General features: G+C 65.9%; 19 protein-coding genes. 13 read left to right on the forward strand and 6 right to left on the reverse strand.

Features of this window, described 5'->3' with window-relative positions; genetic code table 11:
- Nucleotides 1–139 precede the first annotated feature (139 nt).
- Nucleotides 140–1,459, forward strand: coding sequence for an MFS transporter (locus PQ457_RS20400; RefSeq protein WP_273619635.1), 1,320 nt, complete (start codon nucleotides 140–142; stop codon nucleotides 1,457–1,459).
- Here PQ457_RS20400 and PQ457_RS20405 read toward each other — a convergent pair.
- Complete coding sequence (locus tag PQ457_RS20405) at nucleotides 1,345–2,472, reverse strand: LacI family DNA-binding transcriptional regulator (RefSeq protein WP_273619636.1); 1,128 nt, start codon at nucleotides 2,470–2,472, stop codon at nucleotides 1,345–1,347. The two genes, PQ457_RS20400 and PQ457_RS20405, sit on opposite strands and share 115 nt — an antisense overlap.
- Nucleotides 2,473–2,708: 236 nt before the next feature.
- On the opposite strand from PQ457_RS20405, the gene yaaA reads away from it, so the two are divergent.
- From yaaA to PQ457_RS20425, 4 genes are read left to right on the forward strand one after another with little or no spacing between them, the layout of a single operon-like run.
- Nucleotides 2,709–3,461 carry a peroxide stress protein YaaA gene (gene yaaA, locus PQ457_RS20410; protein WP_273619637.1) on the forward strand — a complete coding sequence of 251 codons (753 nt, stop codon included), beginning with the start codon at nucleotides 2,709–2,711 and terminating at the stop codon, nucleotides 3,459–3,461.
- Nucleotides 3,458–4,156, forward strand: a complete 699-nt coding sequence (locus PQ457_RS20415) for an SDR family NAD(P)-dependent oxidoreductase (protein ID WP_273619638.1) — start codon at nucleotides 3,458–3,460, stop codon at nucleotides 4,154–4,156. The genes yaaA and PQ457_RS20415 overlap by 4 nt, the downstream gene beginning before the upstream one ends.
- A 60-nt stretch (nucleotides 4,157–4,216) precedes the next feature.
- Nucleotides 4,217–4,627, forward strand: coding sequence for a DUF1801 domain-containing protein (locus PQ457_RS20420; RefSeq protein ID WP_273619639.1), 411 nt, complete (start codon nucleotides 4,217–4,219; stop codon nucleotides 4,625–4,627).
- A gap of 3 nt (nucleotides 4,628–4,630) precedes the next feature.
- Nucleotides 4,631–5,239 (forward strand): DNA-3-methyladenine glycosylase I, encoded by a 609-nt coding sequence (locus PQ457_RS20425; RefSeq protein WP_273619640.1) that lies wholly within the window; start codon nucleotides 4,631–4,633, stop codon nucleotides 5,237–5,239.
- A gap of 31 nt (nucleotides 5,240–5,270) precedes the next feature.
- On the opposite strand, the gene PQ457_RS20430 is transcribed toward PQ457_RS20425, so the two are convergent.
- Nucleotides 5,271–5,921, reverse strand: a complete 651-nt coding sequence (locus tag PQ457_RS20430; protein WP_273619641.1) for a TetR/AcrR family transcriptional regulator — start codon at nucleotides 5,919–5,921, stop codon at nucleotides 5,271–5,273.
- 135 nt (nucleotides 5,922–6,056) lie between these two features.
- On the opposite strand from PQ457_RS20430, the gene PQ457_RS20435 reads away from it, so the two are divergent.
- Complete coding sequence (locus PQ457_RS20435) at nucleotides 6,057–7,097, forward strand: aromatic ring-hydroxylating oxygenase subunit alpha (RefSeq protein ID WP_273619642.1); 1,041 nt, start codon at nucleotides 6,057–6,059, stop codon at nucleotides 7,095–7,097.
- 262 nt (nucleotides 7,098–7,359) lie between these two features.
- Here PQ457_RS20435 and PQ457_RS20440 read toward each other — a convergent pair whose 3' ends face one another.
- The 4 genes from PQ457_RS20440 to PQ457_RS20455 form a co-directional block, all read right to left on the reverse strand.
- Nucleotides 7,360–8,643 (reverse strand): glycerate kinase type-2 family protein, encoded by a 1,284-nt coding sequence (locus tag PQ457_RS20440; protein WP_273619643.1) that lies wholly within the window; start codon nucleotides 8,641–8,643, stop codon nucleotides 7,360–7,362.
- A 122-nt stretch (nucleotides 8,644–8,765) separates the two neighbouring features.
- The gene (locus tag PQ457_RS20445) at nucleotides 8,766–9,257 is read right to left on the reverse strand and encodes a DUF3237 domain-containing protein (protein ID WP_273619644.1); all 492 of its coding nucleotides are present in this window, start codon (nucleotides 9,255–9,257) and stop codon (nucleotides 8,766–8,768) included.
- An 18-nt stretch (nucleotides 9,258–9,275) separates the two neighbouring features.
- Nucleotides 9,276–10,514 carry a YceI family protein gene (locus tag PQ457_RS20450; protein ID WP_273619645.1) on the reverse strand — a complete coding sequence of 413 codons (1,239 nt, stop codon included), beginning with the start codon at nucleotides 10,512–10,514 and terminating at the stop codon, nucleotides 9,276–9,278.
- A 3-nt stretch (nucleotides 10,515–10,517) separates the two neighbouring features.
- Complete coding sequence (locus PQ457_RS20455) at nucleotides 10,518–11,117, reverse strand: YceI family protein (protein ID WP_273619646.1); 600 nt, start codon at nucleotides 11,115–11,117, stop codon at nucleotides 10,518–10,520.
- A 439-nt stretch (nucleotides 11,118–11,556) separates the two neighbouring features.
- On the opposite strand from PQ457_RS20455, the gene kdpF reads away from it, so the two are divergent.
- From kdpF to PQ457_RS20490, 7 genes are all read left to right on the forward strand, one after another.
- Complete coding sequence (kdpF, locus tag PQ457_RS20460) at nucleotides 11,557–11,646, forward strand: K(+)-transporting ATPase subunit F (RefSeq protein WP_273619647.1); 90 nt, start codon at nucleotides 11,557–11,559, stop codon at nucleotides 11,644–11,646.
- A 25-nt stretch (nucleotides 11,647–11,671) separates the two neighbouring features.
- On the forward strand, nucleotides 11,672–13,363 hold the full coding sequence (gene kdpA / locus PQ457_RS20465; RefSeq protein ID WP_273620417.1) for a potassium-transporting ATPase subunit KdpA: 1,692 nt from the start codon (nucleotides 11,672–11,674) through the stop codon (nucleotides 13,361–13,363).
- Between the two features lie 12 nt (nucleotides 13,364–13,375).
- On the forward strand, nucleotides 13,376–15,385 hold the full coding sequence (kdpB, locus tag PQ457_RS20470) for a potassium-transporting ATPase subunit KdpB (protein WP_273619648.1): 2,010 nt from the start codon (nucleotides 13,376–13,378) through the stop codon (nucleotides 15,383–15,385).
- Nucleotides 15,386–15,397: 12 nt separating this feature from the next.
- Nucleotides 15,398–15,976: a potassium-transporting ATPase subunit KdpC gene (kdpC, locus tag PQ457_RS20475; protein WP_273619649.1), complete on the forward strand. Its 579-nt coding sequence runs from the start codon at nucleotides 15,398–15,400 to the stop codon at nucleotides 15,974–15,976.
- 7 nt (nucleotides 15,977–15,983) lie between these two features.
- Complete coding sequence (locus tag PQ457_RS20480; RefSeq protein WP_273619650.1) at nucleotides 15,984–18,647, forward strand: sensor histidine kinase; 2,664 nt, start codon at nucleotides 15,984–15,986, stop codon at nucleotides 18,645–18,647.
- Between the two features lie 10 nt (nucleotides 18,648–18,657).
- On the forward strand, nucleotides 18,658–19,341 hold the full coding sequence (locus PQ457_RS20485) for a response regulator (protein WP_273619651.1): 684 nt from the start codon (nucleotides 18,658–18,660) through the stop codon (nucleotides 19,339–19,341).
- 89 nt (nucleotides 19,342–19,430) lie between these two features.
- Nucleotides 19,431–19,745, forward strand: a complete 315-nt coding sequence (locus PQ457_RS20490; RefSeq protein WP_273619652.1) for a DUF1905 domain-containing protein — start codon at nucleotides 19,431–19,433, stop codon at nucleotides 19,743–19,745.
- The last annotated feature ends 382 nt before the right edge of the window (nucleotides 19,746–20,127 follow it).

The raw sequence follows: 20,127 nt of genomic DNA on the forward strand, positions 1-20,127 counted from the left end.
TCGCAATCTGGCCGCCAGCCTTCGTTCGCCGATGATATTGAGGCTTTACGCAATCGGTTGCAATGTGCAGACGTTCCGTTTGCATATGCAAATTTTGCGCACTCTGTCCGCCCCGCCCTCTGCAAGGCATAAGCACGCAATGAACAAGGTTTCGGTCCTCTCTTCCTCTGATCGCCAGCAATCGCTTCAAGCGGTTGCGCTGATGGTATTTCTGGTCATGGGCCTGTCCGGGGCGATGGCGCCGACACTGATTCCGGCGATTCGCATTGTCTTTGGACTGGGGCTTTCCTCGGCCATGACGGTGCAATGGATCGCGCTGGTGGTCAGCGGGCTGTCCTCGCTGATTCTCGCCCAATTGCTGCACCGCTTCGGGGCCAAGGCGATGGTGCTGGGCGGATTGGGGCTGATGACGCTGGGCTGTCTTCAGGTGCGGCTGTTCATCCTTGCGCCCTTGGGCGTTGATGCGCGTTACGCTCTGGTGCTGTTTTCGCTGGCGGTCATCGCTCTGGGCACATCGGTGCTTCAGGTGGCGGCCAATCTGCTGGTGGTTCAACTGGGCCATGTCCGCAAGGCCTCCTCGCGCCTGACGCTGGCGCAGAGTTTCAATTCGCTGGGCGTACTGGTGGGCGTGTCGCTGGGCACAAACCTTGCGCTGGGTGCCGGGGCGACGGGCGCCCCCGCCATGGCGCTGGGCATTGGTCAGGCCTATGGCTGGTCGGCGGCGATCAACGGAGCGGTGCTGATCGCGGCGGTCATGGTCGGGGCCACGGCCTGGGCCGGTTCGCGCCCTTCGGGCCATGCGGCGGCGGTGCCGTCGGGGATCGCGCCCATCCGCGCGGCGCTGGGCTCCGGCTGGGCCTTGGCCGGGGCCGGAGGGATTGCCCTTTACGTCGGCGCCGAAGGCTCCATCGGCAGCATCCTCATTCCTTATCTGCACCAGAGATCGGTGCTCGACCTGACATTGGAGCAGGCGGGGCATTATCTGGGCTGGTTCTATTGGGGCGGTGCGCTGGCGGGGCGTCTGGCGGGCACATGGCTGCTCCACCGTTGGCCCCCGGCGCGGATGCTGGGCATGGCGGCGGGCGGGGCGGTGATCGCCAGCGCTCTTGCCGCGCTGGGTTCGGGGCCGGTGGCGGGCTATGCCGCGCTCAGCATCGGTCTGCTCAACGCGATCATGTTTCCGGTGATCTTTTCCATCACGGTCGAGCGATCGACGGCGCCATCGGCGGCTGTGTCGGGATTGCTCAGCACCGCGATTGCCGGGGGCGCGATCCTTTCGGTGCTGGTCGGCTGGACCGGGGAGCATTTCGGCTTTGGCCTCTGCTTTGTGATCCCGATACTGGCCTATGGGTTGATTGCCCTGTTTGCCGCCTGCGGGGCGGTCCTTCCCTCGGCGGACAAGGCCCCGCAGGATTCGCGAACAACCAGTTCGGTGGGCAATCTTTCGGAACGCACCTGATAGCCCGCCATCATGCGCAGCAATTTCGAGACCAGCAGATGGCCCGCAAGGATCGTGTCCTGTCGGATCGTGGTCAATTGGGGATGGGCCAGACGGGCCGCCTCGCTGTCATCATAGCCGACGATGGCCACATCATCGGGCACGCGCCGTCCGCGTTCATGCAGCACGCGCATGGCCCCTACTGCCACCAGATCCGATGAGGCAACAATCGCATCGAAATCCGCCTGTTGGTCCAGCAGCGTCTGCACCGCCTCCATGCCCGCCTGCATCCCCGATGGCGCGGGGCGCAGCATGGTGAGATCGGCCGCCAGCCCCGCCCCGGCCAGCGCGCTGCGATAGCCCGAGAGCCGCTCCGACAATTGCGCCTGCCGGGTCTGGGCGGTGGTGATGGGCGCCGCCTGACCGATAAAGGCGATCCGCTTGCGCCCCAGTTTCACCAGATGGCTGGTCGCCTGCCACCCTCCCTCGGCATTGTTGCTGCCCACCGAGCAATAGAGCTGATCGGGCGTTTCCACGCCCCAGACGACAAAGGGCCGGTCCCCCTGCGCCATCCGGTTCAGCCCGGAGTGAAACTGCGACTGGCCCAGAAAGATGATGCCGTCATAGGGATGCGTCGCCATGAAACGGGCCAGCGAGGCGTCATCATAGGGCGCCTGACACGATATCGAAAAATCCAGCCCATGGTCGCGCATCGCCGCCCCGATCCCGCCCAGCAGGTTGAGCTCGAAGGAATTGGCAAGGCGGCTGCCGCTGGGCAGGGCGACGGGCATGACCGCGCAGATCGAGCCGCTGCGTTTGGGCTTTCGGTTGCGGCTTTTGGCCTTGTCCTTGCCCCCTTCGCGCAAGGGATATCCCAGTTCCCGCGCGATGGCGGCAACGCGGGCCTTGGTTTCGGGCGTGATCGCGGGGTGATCGTCCAGCACGCGCGAAACGGTGGCAACGGAAACACCGGCAGCCTGCGCGACATCGATCAGGCGCGGCTTGCGACCGCAGGCGGCGCGATCATCCGCCATGGCGGGAAAGACCGGGCGCCCGCATCAGGGCGTTACGGCAAATCACCGGGCCGGACCGACAGCAGTTCATGGCATTCCCCCCTGTTTTGCGGAAGGTTCTAGCATCGGACCGCCCCCGTTTCCACATGCGCCCGGCCCGCCTCCACAGGCTTGTCCCTGATCCGGTTGCGCAGGCCCCGCCACATGGCCGCGCGGACAGTTTGACGCTGCCCGCCGCTCGGGCTAACGCGACGCCGATGATTGCACTGCTCTCCCCGGCCAAGACGCTCGACTTCGAGCGCGACCTGCCAACGCTTGCCGTTTCGACCCCGCATTTTGCGCGGGAGGCCCTCGATCTGGCCCGCTCAGCCGCCGATCTGACCGCCGAGCAATTGGGCAAGCTGATGCATATTTCGCCCAAGCTGGCGCAATTGAATGTCGAGCGTTTCAACAGCTTTGCCGACCTGCCCGAACGGCAGGCGCTTTTCGCCTTTGCCGGTGATGTCTATACCGGCTTTGAGGTGCATACGCTCGATGAGGCCGGTGTGGCCTTTGCCCAGGATCATGTGCGGATGCTCTCGGGCCTTTACGGCCTGCTGCGCCCGCTGGACGCCATCCGACCCTATCGTCTGGAAATGGGCACGCGCTGGGCGCCGGGCCACAAAAAGCTGACCGACTGGTGGGGCGACCGGATCGCCAACCATCTGCGCGCGCAGGTGGAGGAGGAAGGCTCAGGCGTGGTGCTCAACCTTGCCAGTCAGGAATATTTCGCGGCCGTTGCCGGACAATTGCCGGGGCTGCGCGTGGTCGAGGTCGAATTCCGCGAGGCAGGCCCCGACGGCCCGCGCTTCATCAGTTTCCATGCCAAGCGCGCGCGGGGCATGATGGCGCGCTGGATGTGCGAACATCACATCACGGACATTGACGCGATGCGGGGGTTTGACAGCGACGGCTATCGCTTCGACGCGTCCCAGAGCGATGCCGACCGCTGGCGGTTCACCCGCGCATGAGCAGCAGCGCCGTCATCATCGGAGCATCGGGCGGGATCGGCCATGCCTTTGAAACGGCGCTGATCGAGGAAGGCGTCTTTGAAACCGTCCATGGTTTTGCCCGCTCACGCCCTGGGGCGCAGCATGTCGACCTGCTCGACGAGGCCAGCATTGCCGGGGCCGCCGCCCATGTGGCCAAGGGGCCGCCGCCCACGCTGGTGATTGTCGCGACCGGGCTGCTGCATGACGGCAATCGCGGGCCGGAAAAGGCGCTGCGCGATCTTGATCCGGCGTGGCTGGCACGGGTCCATGCCGTCAATGCCATCGGCCCGGTTCTGGTGGCCAAACATTTCCTGCCGCTCATGCCCCGGACCGGGCGGGCGGTCTTTGCCGCGCTTTCGGCGCGGGTGGGGTCGATCTCGGACAATCGGCTTGGCGGATGGCACGGCTATCGCGCCTCCAAGGCGGCACTGAACATGCTGATACGCAATCTGGCCATCGAGGAGCGCCGTCGCAATGACCGCTCGATTGTCGTCGCGCTGCATCCCGGAACGGTCGACACCGCGCTTTCGCGCCCGTTTCAGGGCAATGTCGCGGCCGGAAAGCTGTTTGATGCCGAGCGGGCGGCCCTGCAACTGCTCGATGTGATCGAGGGGCTCAAACCGCATGACAGCGGCAAACTCTTCGATTTCGAGGGCATCGAGATCCCCTTTTAATTGAACCCTCGCCCGTCCCGTGGCAAATGCCCGACAGCAAAATACATTCGGGATGAAGCCATGACAGAGCAGGAAACGCCGTCTGCCCGTATCGATGCCAAACTGGCCGGTCTGGGCGATTGGCGGGGCGAGACTTTGGCGCGTTTGCGCTCCATGATCCTGCAGGCCGACCCCGATGTGGTGGAAAGCGTGAAATGGGCCAAACCGTCCAACCCGTCGGGCGTGCCGACATGGGAACATGCGGGCATCCTGTGCACGGGCGAGGTCTATAAAGCCTATGTCAAACTCACCTTTGCGCATGGCGCGGCGCTGGATGATCCGGCCGGGCTGTTCAATGCCGGATTTGGCGGTGGTACACGGCGGGCGATCGACCTGCGCGAAGGCGACATGGTCGATGCGGCGGCTTTCGATGCGCTGATCAAGGCGGCGGTCGCCTTCAACATGACCAAGCAGAAAACCCGAAAGGCCTGATTGATGAGCGCAACCGTCCCCGGCCCCGACGGGTATCACCGCTGTCACTGGTGCGCGGCAACGGCCGACTATATGGCCTATCATGACACCGAATGGGGCTTTCCGGTGGCCGACGACCGCCGCCTGTTCGAGAAGCTGACGCTGGAAGGGTTCCAGTCGGGGCTTAGCTGGCGCGCGATTCTGGCCAAGCGCGACAATTTCCGGGCCGCCTTTGACGGTTTCGACTTCCACCGCATCGCCCTCTATGACGAGGCCGATGTCGAGCGCCTTTTGCATGACGAGGGCATCGTGCGCCATCGCGGCAAGATCGAGGCCACCATCAGAAACGCCGGGCGCGCGGTGGAGATGGTCCGGCAGGAGGGCTCGCTGGCCGCCTATTTCTGGCGCTATGAACAGGCGGTCGAACCGGGCGCCGCCTTGCAGGTCGTCTCCACCACCCCCACCTCGGTCGCCCTTTCCAAGGATCTAAAAAAGCGCGGCTGGTCCTTTGTCGGGCCGACCACGGCCTATGCGTTCATGCAGGCGATGGGGCTGGTCAATGATCACGCCGTCGGATGCGTGGCAAGAGAGCGCGTGGCGCAGGCCCGGGCCGCCTTTACCCCGCCACGATGATCCCCAGCCCCGACAAGGCAGGCAGCGCCCCCTAGGAAGCCACCCCCGCCAGAAAGAGCCGCGTTACCGATTGGGCCTTTTCCCGGATGGATGAAGCATCCACCGGGATGGTCCGCAGGCCCAGCAGCGCCTCTTCATAAATTCCCGATCGTATCGCATGCACCAATTGCCCCGCGACCTCGGGCGAGGACAGATCTTCGCGCAGGCCCCGCCCCTTCCACCGATCAAGAAAGGCCGCGCATTCCTCAACGATTTTCTTGTGGCCGGATTCATAGAAGATGCGCCCCGCCCCTTCCGGACTGCCCGCGCCGGCAATCACCCCGCGATAGACCGCCAAAGCCTCGGGCCGGAGATAGAAGGTCAGGACGCCCGCCAAAAGATTTTCCAGCGCCTCGGCCACCGACCCGCCCCTTTCGCCCAGCGTCAGTTCCTGCATGGTCGTCTGGGCCGTATCGAGCATGGCCGCTGCGATCAGCCCGTCCCGGCCGCCGAAATATTTGACCACCGTGGCCTTTGACCCGCCTGCCAGACGCAGCACCTCGGCAAGGCTGACATTATGCGGCCCGTGCAGCAGCATCTGTCGGCGCGTGTGCTCGATCAGCGCGGCGCGGCGCGTCTGGGCGGCATCGGCCTTGCGGGTGCGGGCGGCGGGGGGCGCCTTGGGTTCGGTGGGTTGGGACAAGGACGGGCTCCGTAGAGGGTCGGCAGGTGTTGCGGCAAGGCTGTAGCGCGATCAGGCCGCGCGGTCATCACATCAGCATTGACTTGGTCCATATAAAATGTACCATCGGTACACATAATCATGGGAGAGCAAGCAATGCCGTTCATCCGCAACGCCTGGTATGTCGCCGCATGGGACCGCGAGGTTACGGGCCAGAGCATGTTGTCGCGCCACATTCTGGACGAAAAACTGATCTTCTTCCGTCAGGCCGACGGCAGCGTCACCGCGCTCAGCGGCGTTTGTCCGCATCGCTATGCCTCGCTGCACATGGGGCGGCTTGAGGATGGCACGGTGCATTGCGGCTATCATGGGCTGGGCTTTGACCGGACGGGGGCCTGCGTGCACAATCCCTTTGGCGCGCCGCCCAAAGGGATGCGGCTGCGGTCCTATCCGGTGGTGGAAAGGTTCAGCGCGATCTGGATCTGGATGGGCGATCCCGATGCGGCCGATCCTGCCTTGCTGCCCGATTTCTCCTTCAATGATCCGGCCGATCATTGCGTGGGCCAGGGCTATCTGCTGGTTGAGGCCAATTGGGAGCTGGAGGTCGAGAATATCCTTGATCTGAGCCATATCCAGTTCCTCCACCCCACCACTTTGGGCAGCAGCGAGGTGGCCAACGGCGCGTATGAATGGCGGCAGGAAGGCGATCAGATCTGGTCGAACCGCGATGTCTATGGCGAGATGATGCGGCCCGAACTGGCCGGGCCGATGGGCGTGCCTTCGGACCGCCCGGTTGATCGCTGGATCCACACGCGCTGGGATGCTCCGGCCAATCTGGCGATCTTTGCCGGAGCGGTTCCGGCGGGGCAGGACCGCAACGGCGCGCGCGGCACGCCGACCGCCCATCTCTTTACCCCGGCCACGCAGGGCAGCACCCATTATTTCTATTCCATCGCCTTTCCCCGCGCCATCGGCCCGCAGGCCGAGATGCTGGCCCAAACGCAGGTGGAGTTTCTGAAAATGCCCTTCGAGACGGAGGATCTGCCCATGCTGGAGGAACAGCAGCGCAATCTGGCGGGCCGGTCGCTGCGCGATGTGAAACTGGGGTGGCTGCCGGGCGACGCCGCCGGGGCGCGGGCGCGCAACATCCTCTATGCGCGGATGGATGCCGAAGCGGCGGCATTGGCCGGGTCATGACGCGCTGAGGCTCAACCCCAATAGGGCGGATCGCCGAAACTGATGCGCAGATGCTTGATCAAGCGGCGCAGCCTGGTCGAAGGTCGGCGCCGCTGCGCATCGGCCATATAGCGAAAATCGGGCGCGGGCGCAGCCTCCAGCGGCGGCGCCTCGCTGCGCGAAGGGGCGCATCGATCACGCGGGCCTGATTGCCGGGCTTGCAGGACGGCTGTCAGTGCAAGGGGGCCGGAACACGCAGGAAGGAGTTCGGCCCCTTTGCCCCTCACGCCACAAGAATGATGCGGATATCATTCACATTCGTCAGCGTCGGACCGGTGATCAGCAGATCGCCCAGAGGGGCGAAAAAGCTGTAGCTGTCATGGCGGGCCAGAAAGTCCCTGGCCTCGAGTGCGCTTGCGGCCCCACGCGCCAGCGTGTCGGGGGCGATGATCGCCCCGGCCGCATCATCGCTGCCGTCTATGCCGTCGCTGTCGGCGGCCAGCGCCCAGATGCCCGGCGCGCCCTGCAGAGCCAGCGCCAGCGACAGGGCAAATTCGGTGTTGCGCCCGCCCTTGCCAAAGGATGCGCCCGCCAAGGTCACGCTTGCCTCGCCGCCCGACAGGAGGATGGCGGGGGCCGGGGCCGGGTGGCCCCACTGGCGCGCGGAAAGGGCGATACCCGCCATGACCCGCCCCAATTCGCGCGCCTCGCCCTCGATGGCATCGCCCAGCATCAACGGCATGAAGCCCAGTTCGCGCGCCTTGTCCGCCGCCGCCGTCAGCGCCTGCTGCGGCGAGGCGATCATCCGATATTCGCCCGCCACCGTGCAGGCCGGGGCCTCCATCATCGCGCGCCGCACCGCCTCGGGCACCGGCAGGCCATAGCGCTCGATGATGGCCAGAGCATCGCGGGGCGTTGTGCCATCGGCCAGCGTCGGCCCTGAGGCGATCGCGGCCGGATCATCGCCGGGAATATCGCTGATCAGCAGAGTATAGACCCGGGCAGGCCCGGCGGCGGCGGCCAATCTGCCGCCCTTCACGCGCGAGAGATGGCGGCGCACCGTGTTCATCTCGCCGATCCCCGCGCCGGAAGCCAGCAAAGCGCGGCCCAGCGTCTGGAGATCGTCCAGCCCCATGCCCTCGACCGGCCATTCCATACAGGCCGACCCGCCCCCCGACACCAGCGCAATAACCAGATCATCCGGCCCCAGCCCCGCGACCGCCTCCATCAAGCGCCGGGCCGCGATCACACTGTTGGCGTCGGGCACCGGATGGCCCGCCTCGACAATCTCGATCCGCCCTGCCGCAACCCCATGGCCATAGCGCGTGGCCACCACGCCCGAAACGGAAACCTGCGGCCCCCATGCCTCCTGCAAGGCCTGATCGAGCGCGGCGGCCATCGCCGCCGAAGCCTTGCCCGCACCCACCACCACACAGCGCCCGCGCGGCGCGGGCGGCAGATGGGCGCGTATAGCCAGGCCGGGCAGCGCGGCCTCAATCGCCGCACCATGCACCGCGCGCAGGATGGCCCGGGCCTTGGTATCGCTCAGGGAAAGATTCTCAGACATTGCCGCCGATGATGGCAGCAATCATCGCGTCCGTCACCTCGCGCATGACCTCGGCTTGCCTAAAGGTGCTGTTTCGACCGTTTGTTTGAGGGGGCAGGCGCGATCCGCCCCCTTTGGCAACCTCACTTCACGCGGTAAAAGCGTATCCGCACCGAACGGACCCCGCCCGGCTGGGTTTCGGGCACCAGAATGCCGACAAAGGCTTCCTTGGCCAGCCAGCCATATTTGCCCATCGGCACCTCGAACACCGGGAACGTCCGCACACCGGGCGCCCGGCCCGGCTCGGGCGGGCATGACACGCCCTGATTGAGGACATTGATGATCATGCCGTCGTCGGTTTGCAGCATGTAATCGGCCTTGATCTGCAAACAGCCGTCGGCGCGCCGCAATTGCCAGTCCCAGCCGCCGGGCATGACCTTGCCCGAAATCCCCGGACCGCTGAACGTGCCCCCGGTGATCGGCACGATGTTGCGCCCGCCCAGCGCGGTTGTCCCCACCGGCACATTGCCCGCCAGCGTCACCACCTCCTCAAAGGCGAATTCCAACTGCGGCTCGGCCGCCTGCGCCTGTCCGGCGATCAGCAGCGCCAGCGCGCCCGGAACGTATGATTTCATGCCCTTCCCTCTCTTGTTTTACAGTCGATGCGCCTTCAGGCTGAACGACAGGCCCACCTCGGCGCCGATCTGGTCGGTCGCGCTCCATTGCCCGGTGCCGACATGCAGCGCAATCCGGTCGAGCCGGGCGCTGCCTTTAACGGTGGCCTTGTCCTCGGCTATCTTCAGGTCGAAGTTCAGCGTGACCGGCACCTTGACCCCATTGATGGCCAAGGCGCCGTCGGCGGAAAATTTGCCGCTGCCCAGAGGCTTGAACCCGGAGGCCGTGAACACCGCCCGCCCCATCGGGGATGAGCCGAAGAATTCGGGCCCCTGCAGCATGGAATCGCGCGTCTGATCCCCGCTCGACGCGCTGGCCAGTTGCACCGTGACGGCCAGTTTCGCCGCCTGCGGATGATCGGGGTCATAGGTGACCTTGCCGGTCCATTTGCCGAAACGGCCCTCGACAGGCCCGCCGTTGACCGTGGCGGAAAAGCCCAGACGCCCGCCCGGCTCGATGGCCCAATCGTGGGTCAGCGGTTTGTCCGGCTCGGCCGAAGCGGTGGCCACCGGGGTTTCCTCGACAGGCGGCGCTTCAGAAGCGGCAGGCGCAGGCGCAGCGGGCGCGAAAGGCGCGGCCGCCGCCGACGGCGCCCGATAAAGCACCCACGGCAGCGCAAAAGCGATCCCCAGAACGCCCAGCGCCAGCACCACCGCGCCCCATACAGAGCGGACATGCGCGGGCATCATGCGCGGCACCACCCATTCCTCACGCCGAGCCGCCAACTGATGTTTCAGCGCCCCGCCAATATGCAGAACAATCAGCCCCGCACCCAGCCATGCCAGCAGCGAATGACCCGCCTCGATCCCGTCATGCCACCCATGGCTGATCGGCAGATGCGGCAGCGGAACGGTGTGAAACAGCAAGGTCGGCACCGCCACCGACGCGGTCGACACCAGCGCCCATCCCGTCAAAGGCCCGCCAATCATGAAGAGATAGAGCAGCCCATGCACCCCCGAGGCCAGCCTTGTCTGCCACCGCGGACCCTCCACCGGCGCGGGCCGGGGCGAGGCTACCCGCACCGCCACCCGCAGCAGCGAGAGCAGCAGAATGGCCATGCCGATGCTCTTGTGGAACTGAAACGCGGCAAACATCACCGCCGAGCGCGGCATGTCGGCCATATGCCAGCCCAGCCCAAGCTGGAACAGCAGCAGCGCGGCAATCGCCCAGTGCAGGATGATGGCCATGGGGCGATAGCGGAGGGGCGTGTTGCTCATAATTTACTTCTTCTTCGAAAATTCAGCGTCAATGTCGATGCTGACCTCGTCGCCGACAAAGGGCAGGAAGGTTTTCATGCCGAAATCCGACCGCCTGATCTGCATATGGCCGGTCACGCCGATCCGCTTGTCATTGGCAAGCCCCGTGCCGACCCCGATCAGCGTGACCTCCATCGGCACCTCGCGCGTCACGCCCAGCAGGGTCAGCCGACCATTGACCCGCGCATGGGTGGCATCGACCCGCACCAGCCCGGCGGCAACATAGCGCGCGGCGGGAAAGTCCGCGACATTGAAGAAGCCGGGGCCGCGCAATTCCTTGTCGCGCGCTTCCGTGTCGGTGCTGAGCGATGCGGCATCGACCGAAACATCGAGCGTGGCCGCCTCGGGCCTGGCCGGGTCAAAGGTCAGTTCTCCGCCCGCCTTGGCAAAGCGCAGGGTGGTCTTGGAAAAGCCCAGATGATCGACCCGCGCGGCAACAGCGGTATGGGTCGGATCGGCGGCATAGGTGCCCGCCTCGATCCGGGCAACATCGGCCCCCTGACTGGCCGCCAGCGCAGGGGTGGCAACAAGGGCGGAAAGCAGAAGCGGAATAAGGCGTTTCATGGATGGAGACTCCGAAGGCACTTAACCATAGCAAAAATCCGCGCATGTCGCGCGAAATCAGACGCGCTGGGCCAATCGGCCCCGACGGCCGCAGGACCGCATCGGCGCGACAGGTCTTCCCCCCGCCCATACCCAGCGCATCGCCGTAAACCGTCAGATGGTGTTCATGCGCCACGCGGGCCGGAACGATCCCGAAGCCGGAGCGGATTTTACGAAGATTTCACGCCGCCTGCCCCAGCCTCACATGGCAATTTAGCGCGCATCTGCGGCATCCCGGCTGTGCCGCAAGGGTCTCTTGCCCTGCGGCATCCTTCGATCCGCAAAGGATGCTCATGCGATGAACGACCTTGTCTGGCTCGGCCTACTGGCCGGCCTCGTGCTGGCCAGCCTTGCCTTTCTGCGCCTGACCGAGCGCGCCTGATCTTCAAGGAAAACGGCAATGACCCTTTCGCTCTGGCTGGCCGCGCTCACCGCGCTGGGCCTGCTCGCCTATCTGGTGGTCGCGCTGATGCGGCCCGAAAAATTCTAGAAAGGAGGCACCTGTGACGAATGGCATGACCATGTCGGGCTGGGGCCTGATCCTCGTCTTCACCGCTCTGGTGGCGCTGCTGGCCAGGCCCTTGGGGCAATGGCTCTTTGCACTTTATGACGGACGCGACACGCCGCTGCATCGCCTGCTTGGCCCGGTCGAGCGCGGGTTTTACCGCGCATCGGGCATTGATCCTGCGCGCGAACAGGGCTGGCTGGCCTATGGGCTGCATATGCTGGCCTTTCAGGTGGTGCTCACGCTCTTCACCTATGCGATCCTGCGGTTGCAAGGCGTCTTGCCGATGAACCCGCGCGGATTGGCCGGGATCGGCGCGGATGGCGCGATGAACACCTCCATTGCCTTTGTCACCAACACCAACTGGCAATGGTATGCGGGCGAAAGCGTGCTCTCGAACTTCAGCCAGATGGTCGGCCTGACGATTCATAACTTCCTTTCGGCCGCCACAGGCATCGCCATCGCCTTTGCCCTGTTTCGCGGCTTTGCCCGCCACGAGGCCAAGACGGTCGGCAATTTCTGGGCCGACTGCACCCGCGTGACGCTCTATCTGCTGCTGCCGCTCTGCGTGGTCTACGCGCTGTTTCTGGTGGCCTGCGGCGTGCCGCAAACCTTCGCCAGTCTGGTCGAAGCCCATACGCTGGAGGGCGCGCGCCAGACCATCGTGCTTGGCCCCGTGGCGAGCCAGGAGGCGATCAAGATGCTGGGCACCAATGGCGGCGGCTTTTACAACGCCAATTCGGCCCATCCCTTCGAAAACCCCACCGCGCTGACCAATTTCGTCCAGATGCTTTCGATCTTTGCCATCGGGTCGGGCCTGACATGGTGCTTTGGCCGGGCGGTGGGCAACACGCGGCAAGGCTGGGCGATCCTTTGCGCGATGCTGATCCTGTTCGTGGCGGGCGCCGGCATCGCCTATTGGCAGGAGGCCGATGGCGCCACTCTGGCCATGGCGGGCGGCCATATGGAGGGCAAGGAAGTGCGCTTCGGCATCGCCGCCAGCGCCCTGTTCTCCGCCGTCACCACGGCCGCCAGTTGCGGCGCGGTCAACGCCATGCATGACAGTTTCACTGCGATCGGCGGCCTTGTCCCCCTCTTCAACATGCAGCTTGGCGAGATCGTCATCGGCGGCGTGGGTTCGGGAATCTATGGCTTTCTGCTGTTTGCGCTGCTGGCGGTGTTCGTGGCCGGGCTGATGGTGGGGCGCACACCCGAATATGTCGGCAAGAAGATCGAGGCGCGCGAGGTCAAGCTGGCCGTGCTGGCGATTGCCGTGCTGCCGCTTTCAATCCTTGGCTTCACCGCGCTGGCCGCCGTGCTGCCCGCCGGATTGGCCGGGCCGCTCAACAAAGGCCCGCATGGATTTTCCGAAATCCTCTACGCCTTCTCATCGGCCACGGCCAACAATGGTTCGGCCTTTGCGGGGCTGAGCGCAGGCACGCCCTTCTATAACGGCCTGCTGGGCGTGGCGATGTGGGTGGGGCGCTTCTTCGTCATCATCCCCGTGCTGGCCATCGCGGGCAGCCTTGCGGCCAAGCGGCATACGCCCGCCACGACCGGTTCCTTTCCCACCACCGGGGCGCTGTGGGTGGGCCTGCTGATCGGGGTGATCCTGATCCTTGGCGGCCTCACCTTCCTGCCCAGCCTCGCGCTTGGCCCGATTGCCGATCAGGTTTCGGTGCTGGCCCATACCGCGTTTTGAAGGACGATAGAGATGTCCACCCCCCAATCCATGTTCGCGCCCGAACTGGTGCTGCCCGCGATGCGCGATGCCTTGCGCAAACTGGCCCCGCGTGAGCTTATCGGCAATCCTGTGCTGTTCACCACGGCGGTTGTCGCCACGCTGCTGACCGTGCTGCTGATCATTGGCGATGGCGGCCTGTCGCTGGGCTTTCAGCTCCAGCTTATCGCCTGGCTCTGGCTGACCGTATTGTTCGGCACCTTTGCCGAGGCGCTGGCCGAAGGGCGCGGGCGAGCGCAGGCGGCCTCGTTGCGCGCCGCAAAATCCGATCTGGTCGCCCGCCTGCCCGATGGCCGCACCATCCCGGCCAGCCAGTTGCAGCGCGGCGACGAGGTCATCGTCGAAACCGGCGATCTGATCCCGGCCGATGGCGAAGTGATCGAGGGCGTGGCCAGCGTCAACGAGGCCGCGATCACCGGCGAGAGCGCCCCCGTCATCCGCGAGGCGGGCGGCGACCGCAGCGCCGTCACCGCAGGCACCCGCGTCATTTCCGACCATATCCGCATGCGCGTGACACAGGAGCCGGGGCAAGGCTTTCTCGACCGTATGATCGCCTTGGTCGAGGGGGCGCAGCGGCAAAAGACCCCCAATGAGATCGCGCTGACGATCCTGCTGGTGGGGCTGACGATCATCTTCCTGATCGCGGTCTCCACGATTCCCGCCTTTGCCCATTATGCGGGGGGCAGCGTGCCGGTGGCGGTGCTGGCGGCGCTGCTGATCACGCTCATTCCCACCACGATTGCCGCGCTGCTCTCGGCCATCGGCATTGCGGGGATGGACCGGCTGGTGCGCTTCAATGTGCTGGCCAAATCGGGCCGTGCGGTCGAGGCGGCGGGCGACATCGATGTGCTGCTGCTGGACAAGACCGGGACGATTACCGTGGGCGACCGGGCGGCCTGCGAATTCCGCCCGCTGACTGGCGTGGCGATGGAGCGCCTTGCGCAGGCCGCGCTGCTGGCCAGTCTGGCCGATGAGACGCCTGAGGGGCGCAGCATCGTGGTGCTGGCCCGCGCCGCCTATCTGGCGCAGGGCGAATTGCCGCGGGATGCGCAGGTAATCCCCTTTACCGCCCAGACCCGCCTGTCGGGCATTCGCACCGGCCAGAGCCTGATCCACAAGGGCGCGGTGGATTCGCTGCTGCGCGCCCATCCCGAAGCCGAAGAAACCGCCGCCGCGCAACTGCGCCGCATGGCCGACGACATCGCCCGCCTTGGCCAGACCCCGCTGGGTGTGGCGGAAAATGGCCGCCTGCTGGGGGTGGTCGCACTCAAAGACGTGATCAAATCGGGCGTGCGCGACCGCTTTGCCCAATTGCGCCAGATGGGCATCCGCACCGTGATGATCACCGGCGACAATCCGCTGACCGCCGCCGCCATTGCCGCCGAGGCAGGCGTCGATGACTTCCTTGCCGAGGCTACGCCTGAGGACAAGCTGGCCCTGATCCGGCAGGAGCAGCAGGGCGGGCGTCTGGTCGCCATGTGCGGCGATGGCACCAATGACGCGCCCGCTCTGGCGCAGGCTGATGTGGGCGTGGCGATGAACACCGGCACGCAGGCCGCGCGCGAAGCGGGCAATATGGTCGATCTGGACTCTGACCCGACCAAGCTGATCGAGATCGTGGGTCTGGGCAAGCAATTGCTGATGACGCGCGGCGCGCTGACCACCTTCAGCGTGGCCAATGATGTGGCCAAATATTTCGCCATCATTCCGGCCATGTTCGTGGTGCTCTATCCCGGCCTTGGCGCTCTCAATGTGATGGGTCTGGCCTCTCCGCAAAGCGCGATCCTGTCGGCCATCATCTTTAATGCGCTGATCATTCCGGCGCTGGTGCCGCTGGCGCTGCGCGGCGTGGCCTATCGCCCGATGGGGGCCGGGCCGATGCTGGCGCGCAATCTGGCGATCTATGGGCTGGGCGGACTGATCGCGCCCTTTGTCGGCATCAAGGCCATCGACCTTGCCGTTGCCGCGCTCAATCTGGCCTGAGGGAGACGAACCATGCTCAAGACCTTTGCTTCCGCTTTGCGCCCCGCGGTGATGATGACCGCCGGTTTTGCCCTGCTGCTGGGCGGGGCCTATCCTCTGGCCATCACCGCCGCCGCGCAGGCCCTTTTCCCGCGTCAGGCCAACGGCAGCCTGATCCGGCGCCACGGGCAGGTGATCGGATCGGACCTGCTGGCGCAAAGCTTTGCCGCGCCCGGCTATTTCCACCCCCGCCCCTCGGCGGCCAATTATGATGCCGGCGCCTCGGCCGGGTCCAATCTTGGCCCCGCATCCACCGCATTGGCGCAGCGCATCGCCAAGGATACCGCCGCCCTGCGCGCCCAAGGCTATTCCCATGTCCCGCCTGCCATGGTGACAACCTCCGCCTCGGGGCTTGACCCCCATATCAGCCCTGAGGCGGCCCTTTTGCAGGCCCCCCGCGTGGCGCAGGCGCGCCATATGCCCGTCGCCCGCGTCGAGGCTTTGGTGCGCGCGGCCATTGAAACCCCGCTGGCGGGCGCGCTGGGCGAAAACCGGGTCAATGTGCTGCGCCTCAATCTGGCCCTCGACGCGGCCGCCGGTCAGGGAGCATGATGGCGCGGTGAACACGGCCCGCCCCGATCCCGACGCCCTGCTGCGCGCGCTGCGCCGTCAGGATGACGCCCGCGGCCGTCTCAAGGTTTTCCTTGGGGCTGCTCCGGGCGTGGGCAAGACCTATGAAATGCTGATACAGGCCGCGCGCCGCCGCGATGCGGGCGAGGATGTGGTGATCGGCGTGATCGAAACCCATGGCCGCGCCGAAACCGAGCAGCGCGTGGCTGGTTTTGAGATCATCCCCCGCCGCGCCTTCGGCCATCGCGGCCAGACCCTGCATGAGATGGACCTTGACGCCATTCTCACGCGTCATCCCGCCCTCGTGCTGATCGACGAACTGGCCCATACCAACGCGCCCGGATGCCGCCATGACAAGCGCTGGCAGGATGTTGAGGAAGTGCTGAACGCGGGAATCGACGTCTATTCGACCCTCAATGTCCAGCATCTGGAGAGCCTCAACGATGTTGTGGCCTCCTTTGCCCGGCTGCGCGTGCGCGAGACACTGCCCGACCGGGTGCTGGACCATGCCGAGATCGAAGTGGTGGATATTCCCCCCGGCGAGCTGATCGAGCGGCTGAAAGCGGGCAAGGTCTATGTGCCGCAGGAGGCGAGCCGAGCGCTGGCCCATTTCTTTTCGCATTCCAATCTGACGGCCCTGCGCGAACTGGCGCTGCGCCGTGCGGCCCAGGCGGTCGATGTCCAGATGCTCGACTATCTGCGCGCCCATGCGCTGGAGGGCACATGGGCGGCGGGTGAGCGTCTTTTGGTGGCCGTGGGCGCGGATGCCGGGGCGCTCGAGGTGGTGCGCGCGGGCAAAAGGCTGGCGGACTCGCTTTCGGCGCCATGGACGGCGGTGCATATCGAAACCGGCCATGGCGCCCCCACGGCTTCATCGCGCGAGATGCTCTCGGCCGCGCTCCACCTCGCCTCGCAACTGGGCGCGCAGGTGGCGACCGTTCCGGCAGGAGGGCTTGCCGAAGGGCTGGCGCATATGGCGGCCGATCTGCGCGCGACCATTCTGGTGATGGGGCAGAGCGCGCGCAGAGGTCTTTTCCGGCGCGATCCGCTCCCGGCGCAACTGGCGGGGCTGGGGCTGGGCGCGGCGCTGCACGTGGTGCCGCGCGCCGCGCCGCCCCGCCGCCCGTCGCGCGCGCGGGGTACAGAGTTCGATCTGGCGGCATGGCTCCTGCCCCCCGGCCTGCTGATTTCGGGCGCGCTGATCGCCTGCGTCACGCTGGCAGGCGTGATGTTCGCCGCGCTGGGCAGCGTCACCAATATCGCGCTGCTCTATCTGCTGCCGGTGATGCTGGCGGCCACGCGCTATGGGTTGTGGACGGGGATTGTGACCGGGCTGCTCTCCTCGCTGGCCTATAATTTCTTCTTCATCCCCCCGGTCCACACTTTCACCATTGCCGATCCGCAAAATCTGATCACGGTGGTGGTGCTGCTGGCGGTGGCGATGGTGGTCAGCCATATGGCGGGGCGGCTGCGCGATACGGCCATGCTGTCGCGGGCGAGCGCGGTGCGGTCCAGCGCGCTGGCCGGATTTGCGCGGCAATTGACGGGGATCGGCGCGGCGGGCGATCTGGGCCGTGTACTGTGCGAGGAAGGCGCGGGGCTACTGGGGTGCTATACGGTGCTGCTGATGCCGCAGGATGGGGCGTTGGTCGAAATCGCCGCCAGTCCGCCCGACACCGCCTTGCAGGCGCTGGACCGGGTGGTGGCGCAATGGGCTTTTGACAATCGCAGACCGGCCGGGCGCGGATCGGATACGCTCTCGGCGGCCGAATGGCTGTTTCTGCCGGTTGAGGCGGGGGGCCAGGCGCTGGCGGTGCTGGGCGTGGCGCATCCCGATGCGGCGCAGCCGGTGCGGGCCGACCTGCTGCCGATGCTGACCAGCTTTCTCGATCAGGCGGGCCTTGCGCTCGACCGCATCCGGCTGGAGACCGAGCGCGGACAGATGCGGCGTTTGGAGGAGCGCGATGCCTTGCGCGCCGCCCTGCTCTCCTCGGTCAGCCATGATCTGCGCACGCCGCTCACCGCGGTCATCGGCCTGCTGGGCAATGTCACGCCCGCCAACCCCGAACAGGAGCGCGTGCTGACCCTCGCCCGCGCCGAAGGTGAACGGCTGCAGCGCTTTGTCGCCAATCTGCTCGATATGGTGCGGATCGAGACGGGGGCAGTCGAATGGCGGCCCGAACCCGTCGATCTGGCCGAGGCCGTGAGCAGCGCGGTGCATGACCTGCGCCATTTGCTGGGGGCGCGGCCGCTCCTCATCGGCATTGCCCCCGATCTGCCCCTCGTAAGGCTTGATCCAAGGCTGCTGCATCATTGCCTGATCAATCTGATCGAGAATGCCGCCCATTACAGCCCCGCCGAGACCCCCATCCGCATAGAGGCCCGGCCCGATGCCGACGGGCTGGATCTTGCGGTGATCGACGAAGGCCCCGGAGTGCCGCCCGGCGCCGAGGCGCGCGTGTTTGAAACCTTCACCCGTCTGGAAGGATCGGACCGCAAGGGCGGGACAGGGCTTGGCCTTGCCATTGTCAAAGGCTTTGCCGAAGCGATGGGATTGCAGGCGCGCGCGGCCAACCGCACGGACGGCAGCGGGGCCTGCTTTACGCTGCACATGCCCGGCGCGTTATTATGGAAGGAAAGCGATCAGCCATGAAGGGCAAGATATGACAGGTGGGGCGAAAATTCTGGTGGTGGACGATGAAATGGCGATCCGCCGCCTGCTGCGCGGCAGTCTGACGCGCGCGGGGCTGGATGTGGTCGAGGCGGCCAATGCGCGCGAGGCGCTGGCCGCGCTCAGCATCGACAAGCCCGATCTGGTGCTGCTTGATCTGGGCCTGCCTGATCGCGACGGGATGGAGCTGATCGGCCCGATCAAGGCCGCCAAAACCGCGCTGCTGGTGGTTTCGGCGCGGGATGCGACGGGGGAAAAGGTGGCGGCGCTCGATCTTGGCGCCGATGATTATGTCACCAAGCCCTTCGACACAGAGGAGGTGCTTGCCCGCGTGCGGGTCGCGCTGCGCAACCGGCTGCTGGCCGAGAATGCCGCGCCGCTGGTCCGGCTGGGGACGGTCGAAATCGATTTGGCCGCGCGCATCGTGCGGCGCGACGGGGCGCAGGTGCATCTCAGCCCCAAGGAATATGGCTTTCTGGCCGAACTGGCGCGCTATCCCGGCCGGGTTGTCTCGCATGCGGCGATCCTGCGCGCCGTATGGGGGCCGGGGCAGGAGCAGGCGGTGGAATATCTGCGCGTGGCCGCGCGCGGATTGCGCCGCAAACTGGAGGATGTGCCGGTCGAACAGAGCATGATCCGCAACGAGCCGGGGATCGGCTATCGCCTGATCACCTGAGGACAGATACTTGGCATGATGGCCCGGCGGCGTCATTATGCGACCATGCCATGGCGATTCCTGCCCCAGACCAGCAAGCCGCCCGCACCATGAGCGAGCGCGGGGAAGTGACCTTTACCGGCACGGTCTGGGTATGGCAGGCGCATCGCGGCGGGAAACCCACGCGCTGGTTCTTTGTGAGCATCACCGGCGCGCCGGCTGCCGAACTCAAATTGGCTTCGCTCGGGCTGACGGCCGGTTTCGGCTCGCTGGCCGTGCGCGCCACGATCGGCACGACCACATGGCACACCTCGATTTTCCCTCAGCGTGAAACCGGCGGGTGGATTTTGCCGCTCAAGGCGGAACTGCGCAAACGCGAGAAGATCGGGGAAGGCAGCAGGATCGAAGTCTCATTGGTCGTCTAGGGGCCTGCGGGCCGCCGAACAGGCATCGGGGCGCGACAGGATCTTTCCCCCCGAACAAAAACCATGACGCCTGATGGAACGGGGCGTATAAATGTTGCGGCATGCTTCTTGCCAAAGTTGGCCATGACCCGATGACCCCTGCACCACTTGTCGCGCAGAGAGGCCGAAGGTAGAATCGGGAATGGCAAGGCCAGCCATCGACGAACCGCAAAAGTAACGGCAACAACAGGCCCGCCCCCATGCGCCCGGCTTCTTGCAGCAGCGGCGCGGTACGAATTTTTTTTCTGCTCTGTGCCGGATCAATTTTTGCGCCCCTCCACCTTGATCCCCAATCCCATCTCGGTCACTCTGGCACGGCAACATGCGATTCCGTTCCGGTTCC

It is taken from the genome of Novosphingobium humi (genome assembly GCF_028607105.1).
Classification (GTDB): domain Bacteria; phylum Pseudomonadota; class Alphaproteobacteria; order Sphingomonadales; family Sphingomonadaceae; genus Novosphingobium; species Novosphingobium humi.

Bases quoted from the DNA above. Each gene is read 5' to 3' on its own strand.
- yaaA (WP_273619637.1), top strand. From the start codon at position 2,709: ATGATTGCACTGCTCTCCCCGGCCAAGACGCTCGACTTCGAGCGCGAC.
- kdpF (WP_273619647.1), top strand. From the start codon at position 11,557: ATGACCCTTTCGCTCTGGCTGGCCGCGCTCACCGCGCTGGGCCTGCTC.
- PQ457_RS20485 (WP_273619651.1), top strand. From the start codon at position 18,658: ATGACAGGTGGGGCGAAAATTCTGGTGGTGGACGATGAAATGGCGATC.
- PQ457_RS20445 (WP_273619644.1), bottom strand. From the start codon at position 9,257: ATGAAATCATACGTTCCGGGCGCGCTGGCGCTGCTGATCGCCGGACAG.
- PQ457_RS20450 (WP_273619645.1), bottom strand. From the start codon at position 10,514: ATGAGCAACACGCCCCTCCGCTATCGCCCCATGGCCATCATCCTGCAC.
- PQ457_RS20435 (WP_273619642.1), top strand. From the start codon at position 6,057: ATGCCGTTCATCCGCAACGCCTGGTATGTCGCCGCATGGGACCGCGAG.
- PQ457_RS20455 (WP_273619646.1), bottom strand. From the start codon at position 11,117: ATGAAACGCCTTATTCCGCTTCTGCTTTCCGCCCTTGTTGCCACCCCT.
- PQ457_RS20400 (WP_273619635.1), top strand. From the start codon at position 140: ATGAACAAGGTTTCGGTCCTCTCTTCCTCTGATCGCCAGCAATCGCTT.
- PQ457_RS20415 (WP_273619638.1), top strand. From the start codon at position 3,458: ATGAGCAGCAGCGCCGTCATCATCGGAGCATCGGGCGGGATCGGCCAT.
- PQ457_RS20420 (WP_273619639.1), top strand. From the start codon at position 4,217: ATGACAGAGCAGGAAACGCCGTCTGCCCGTATCGATGCCAAACTGGCC.
- kdpA (WP_273620417.1), top strand. From the start codon at position 11,672: ATGACCATGTCGGGCTGGGGCCTGATCCTCGTCTTCACCGCTCTGGTG.
- PQ457_RS20405 (WP_273619636.1), bottom strand. From the start codon at position 2,472: ATGGCGGATGATCGCGCCGCCTGCGGTCGCAAGCCGCGCCTGATCGAT.
- PQ457_RS20440 (WP_273619643.1), bottom strand. From the start codon at position 8,643: ATGTCTGAGAATCTTTCCCTGAGCGATACCAAGGCCCGGGCCATCCTG.
- PQ457_RS20490 (WP_273619652.1), top strand. From the start codon at position 19,431: ATGAGCGAGCGCGGGGAAGTGACCTTTACCGGCACGGTCTGGGTATGG.
- kdpC (WP_273619649.1), top strand. From the start codon at position 15,398: ATGCTCAAGACCTTTGCTTCCGCTTTGCGCCCCGCGGTGATGATGACC.
- kdpB (WP_273619648.1), top strand. From the start codon at position 13,376: ATGTCCACCCCCCAATCCATGTTCGCGCCCGAACTGGTGCTGCCCGCG.
- PQ457_RS20425 (WP_273619640.1), top strand. From the start codon at position 4,631: ATGAGCGCAACCGTCCCCGGCCCCGACGGGTATCACCGCTGTCACTGG.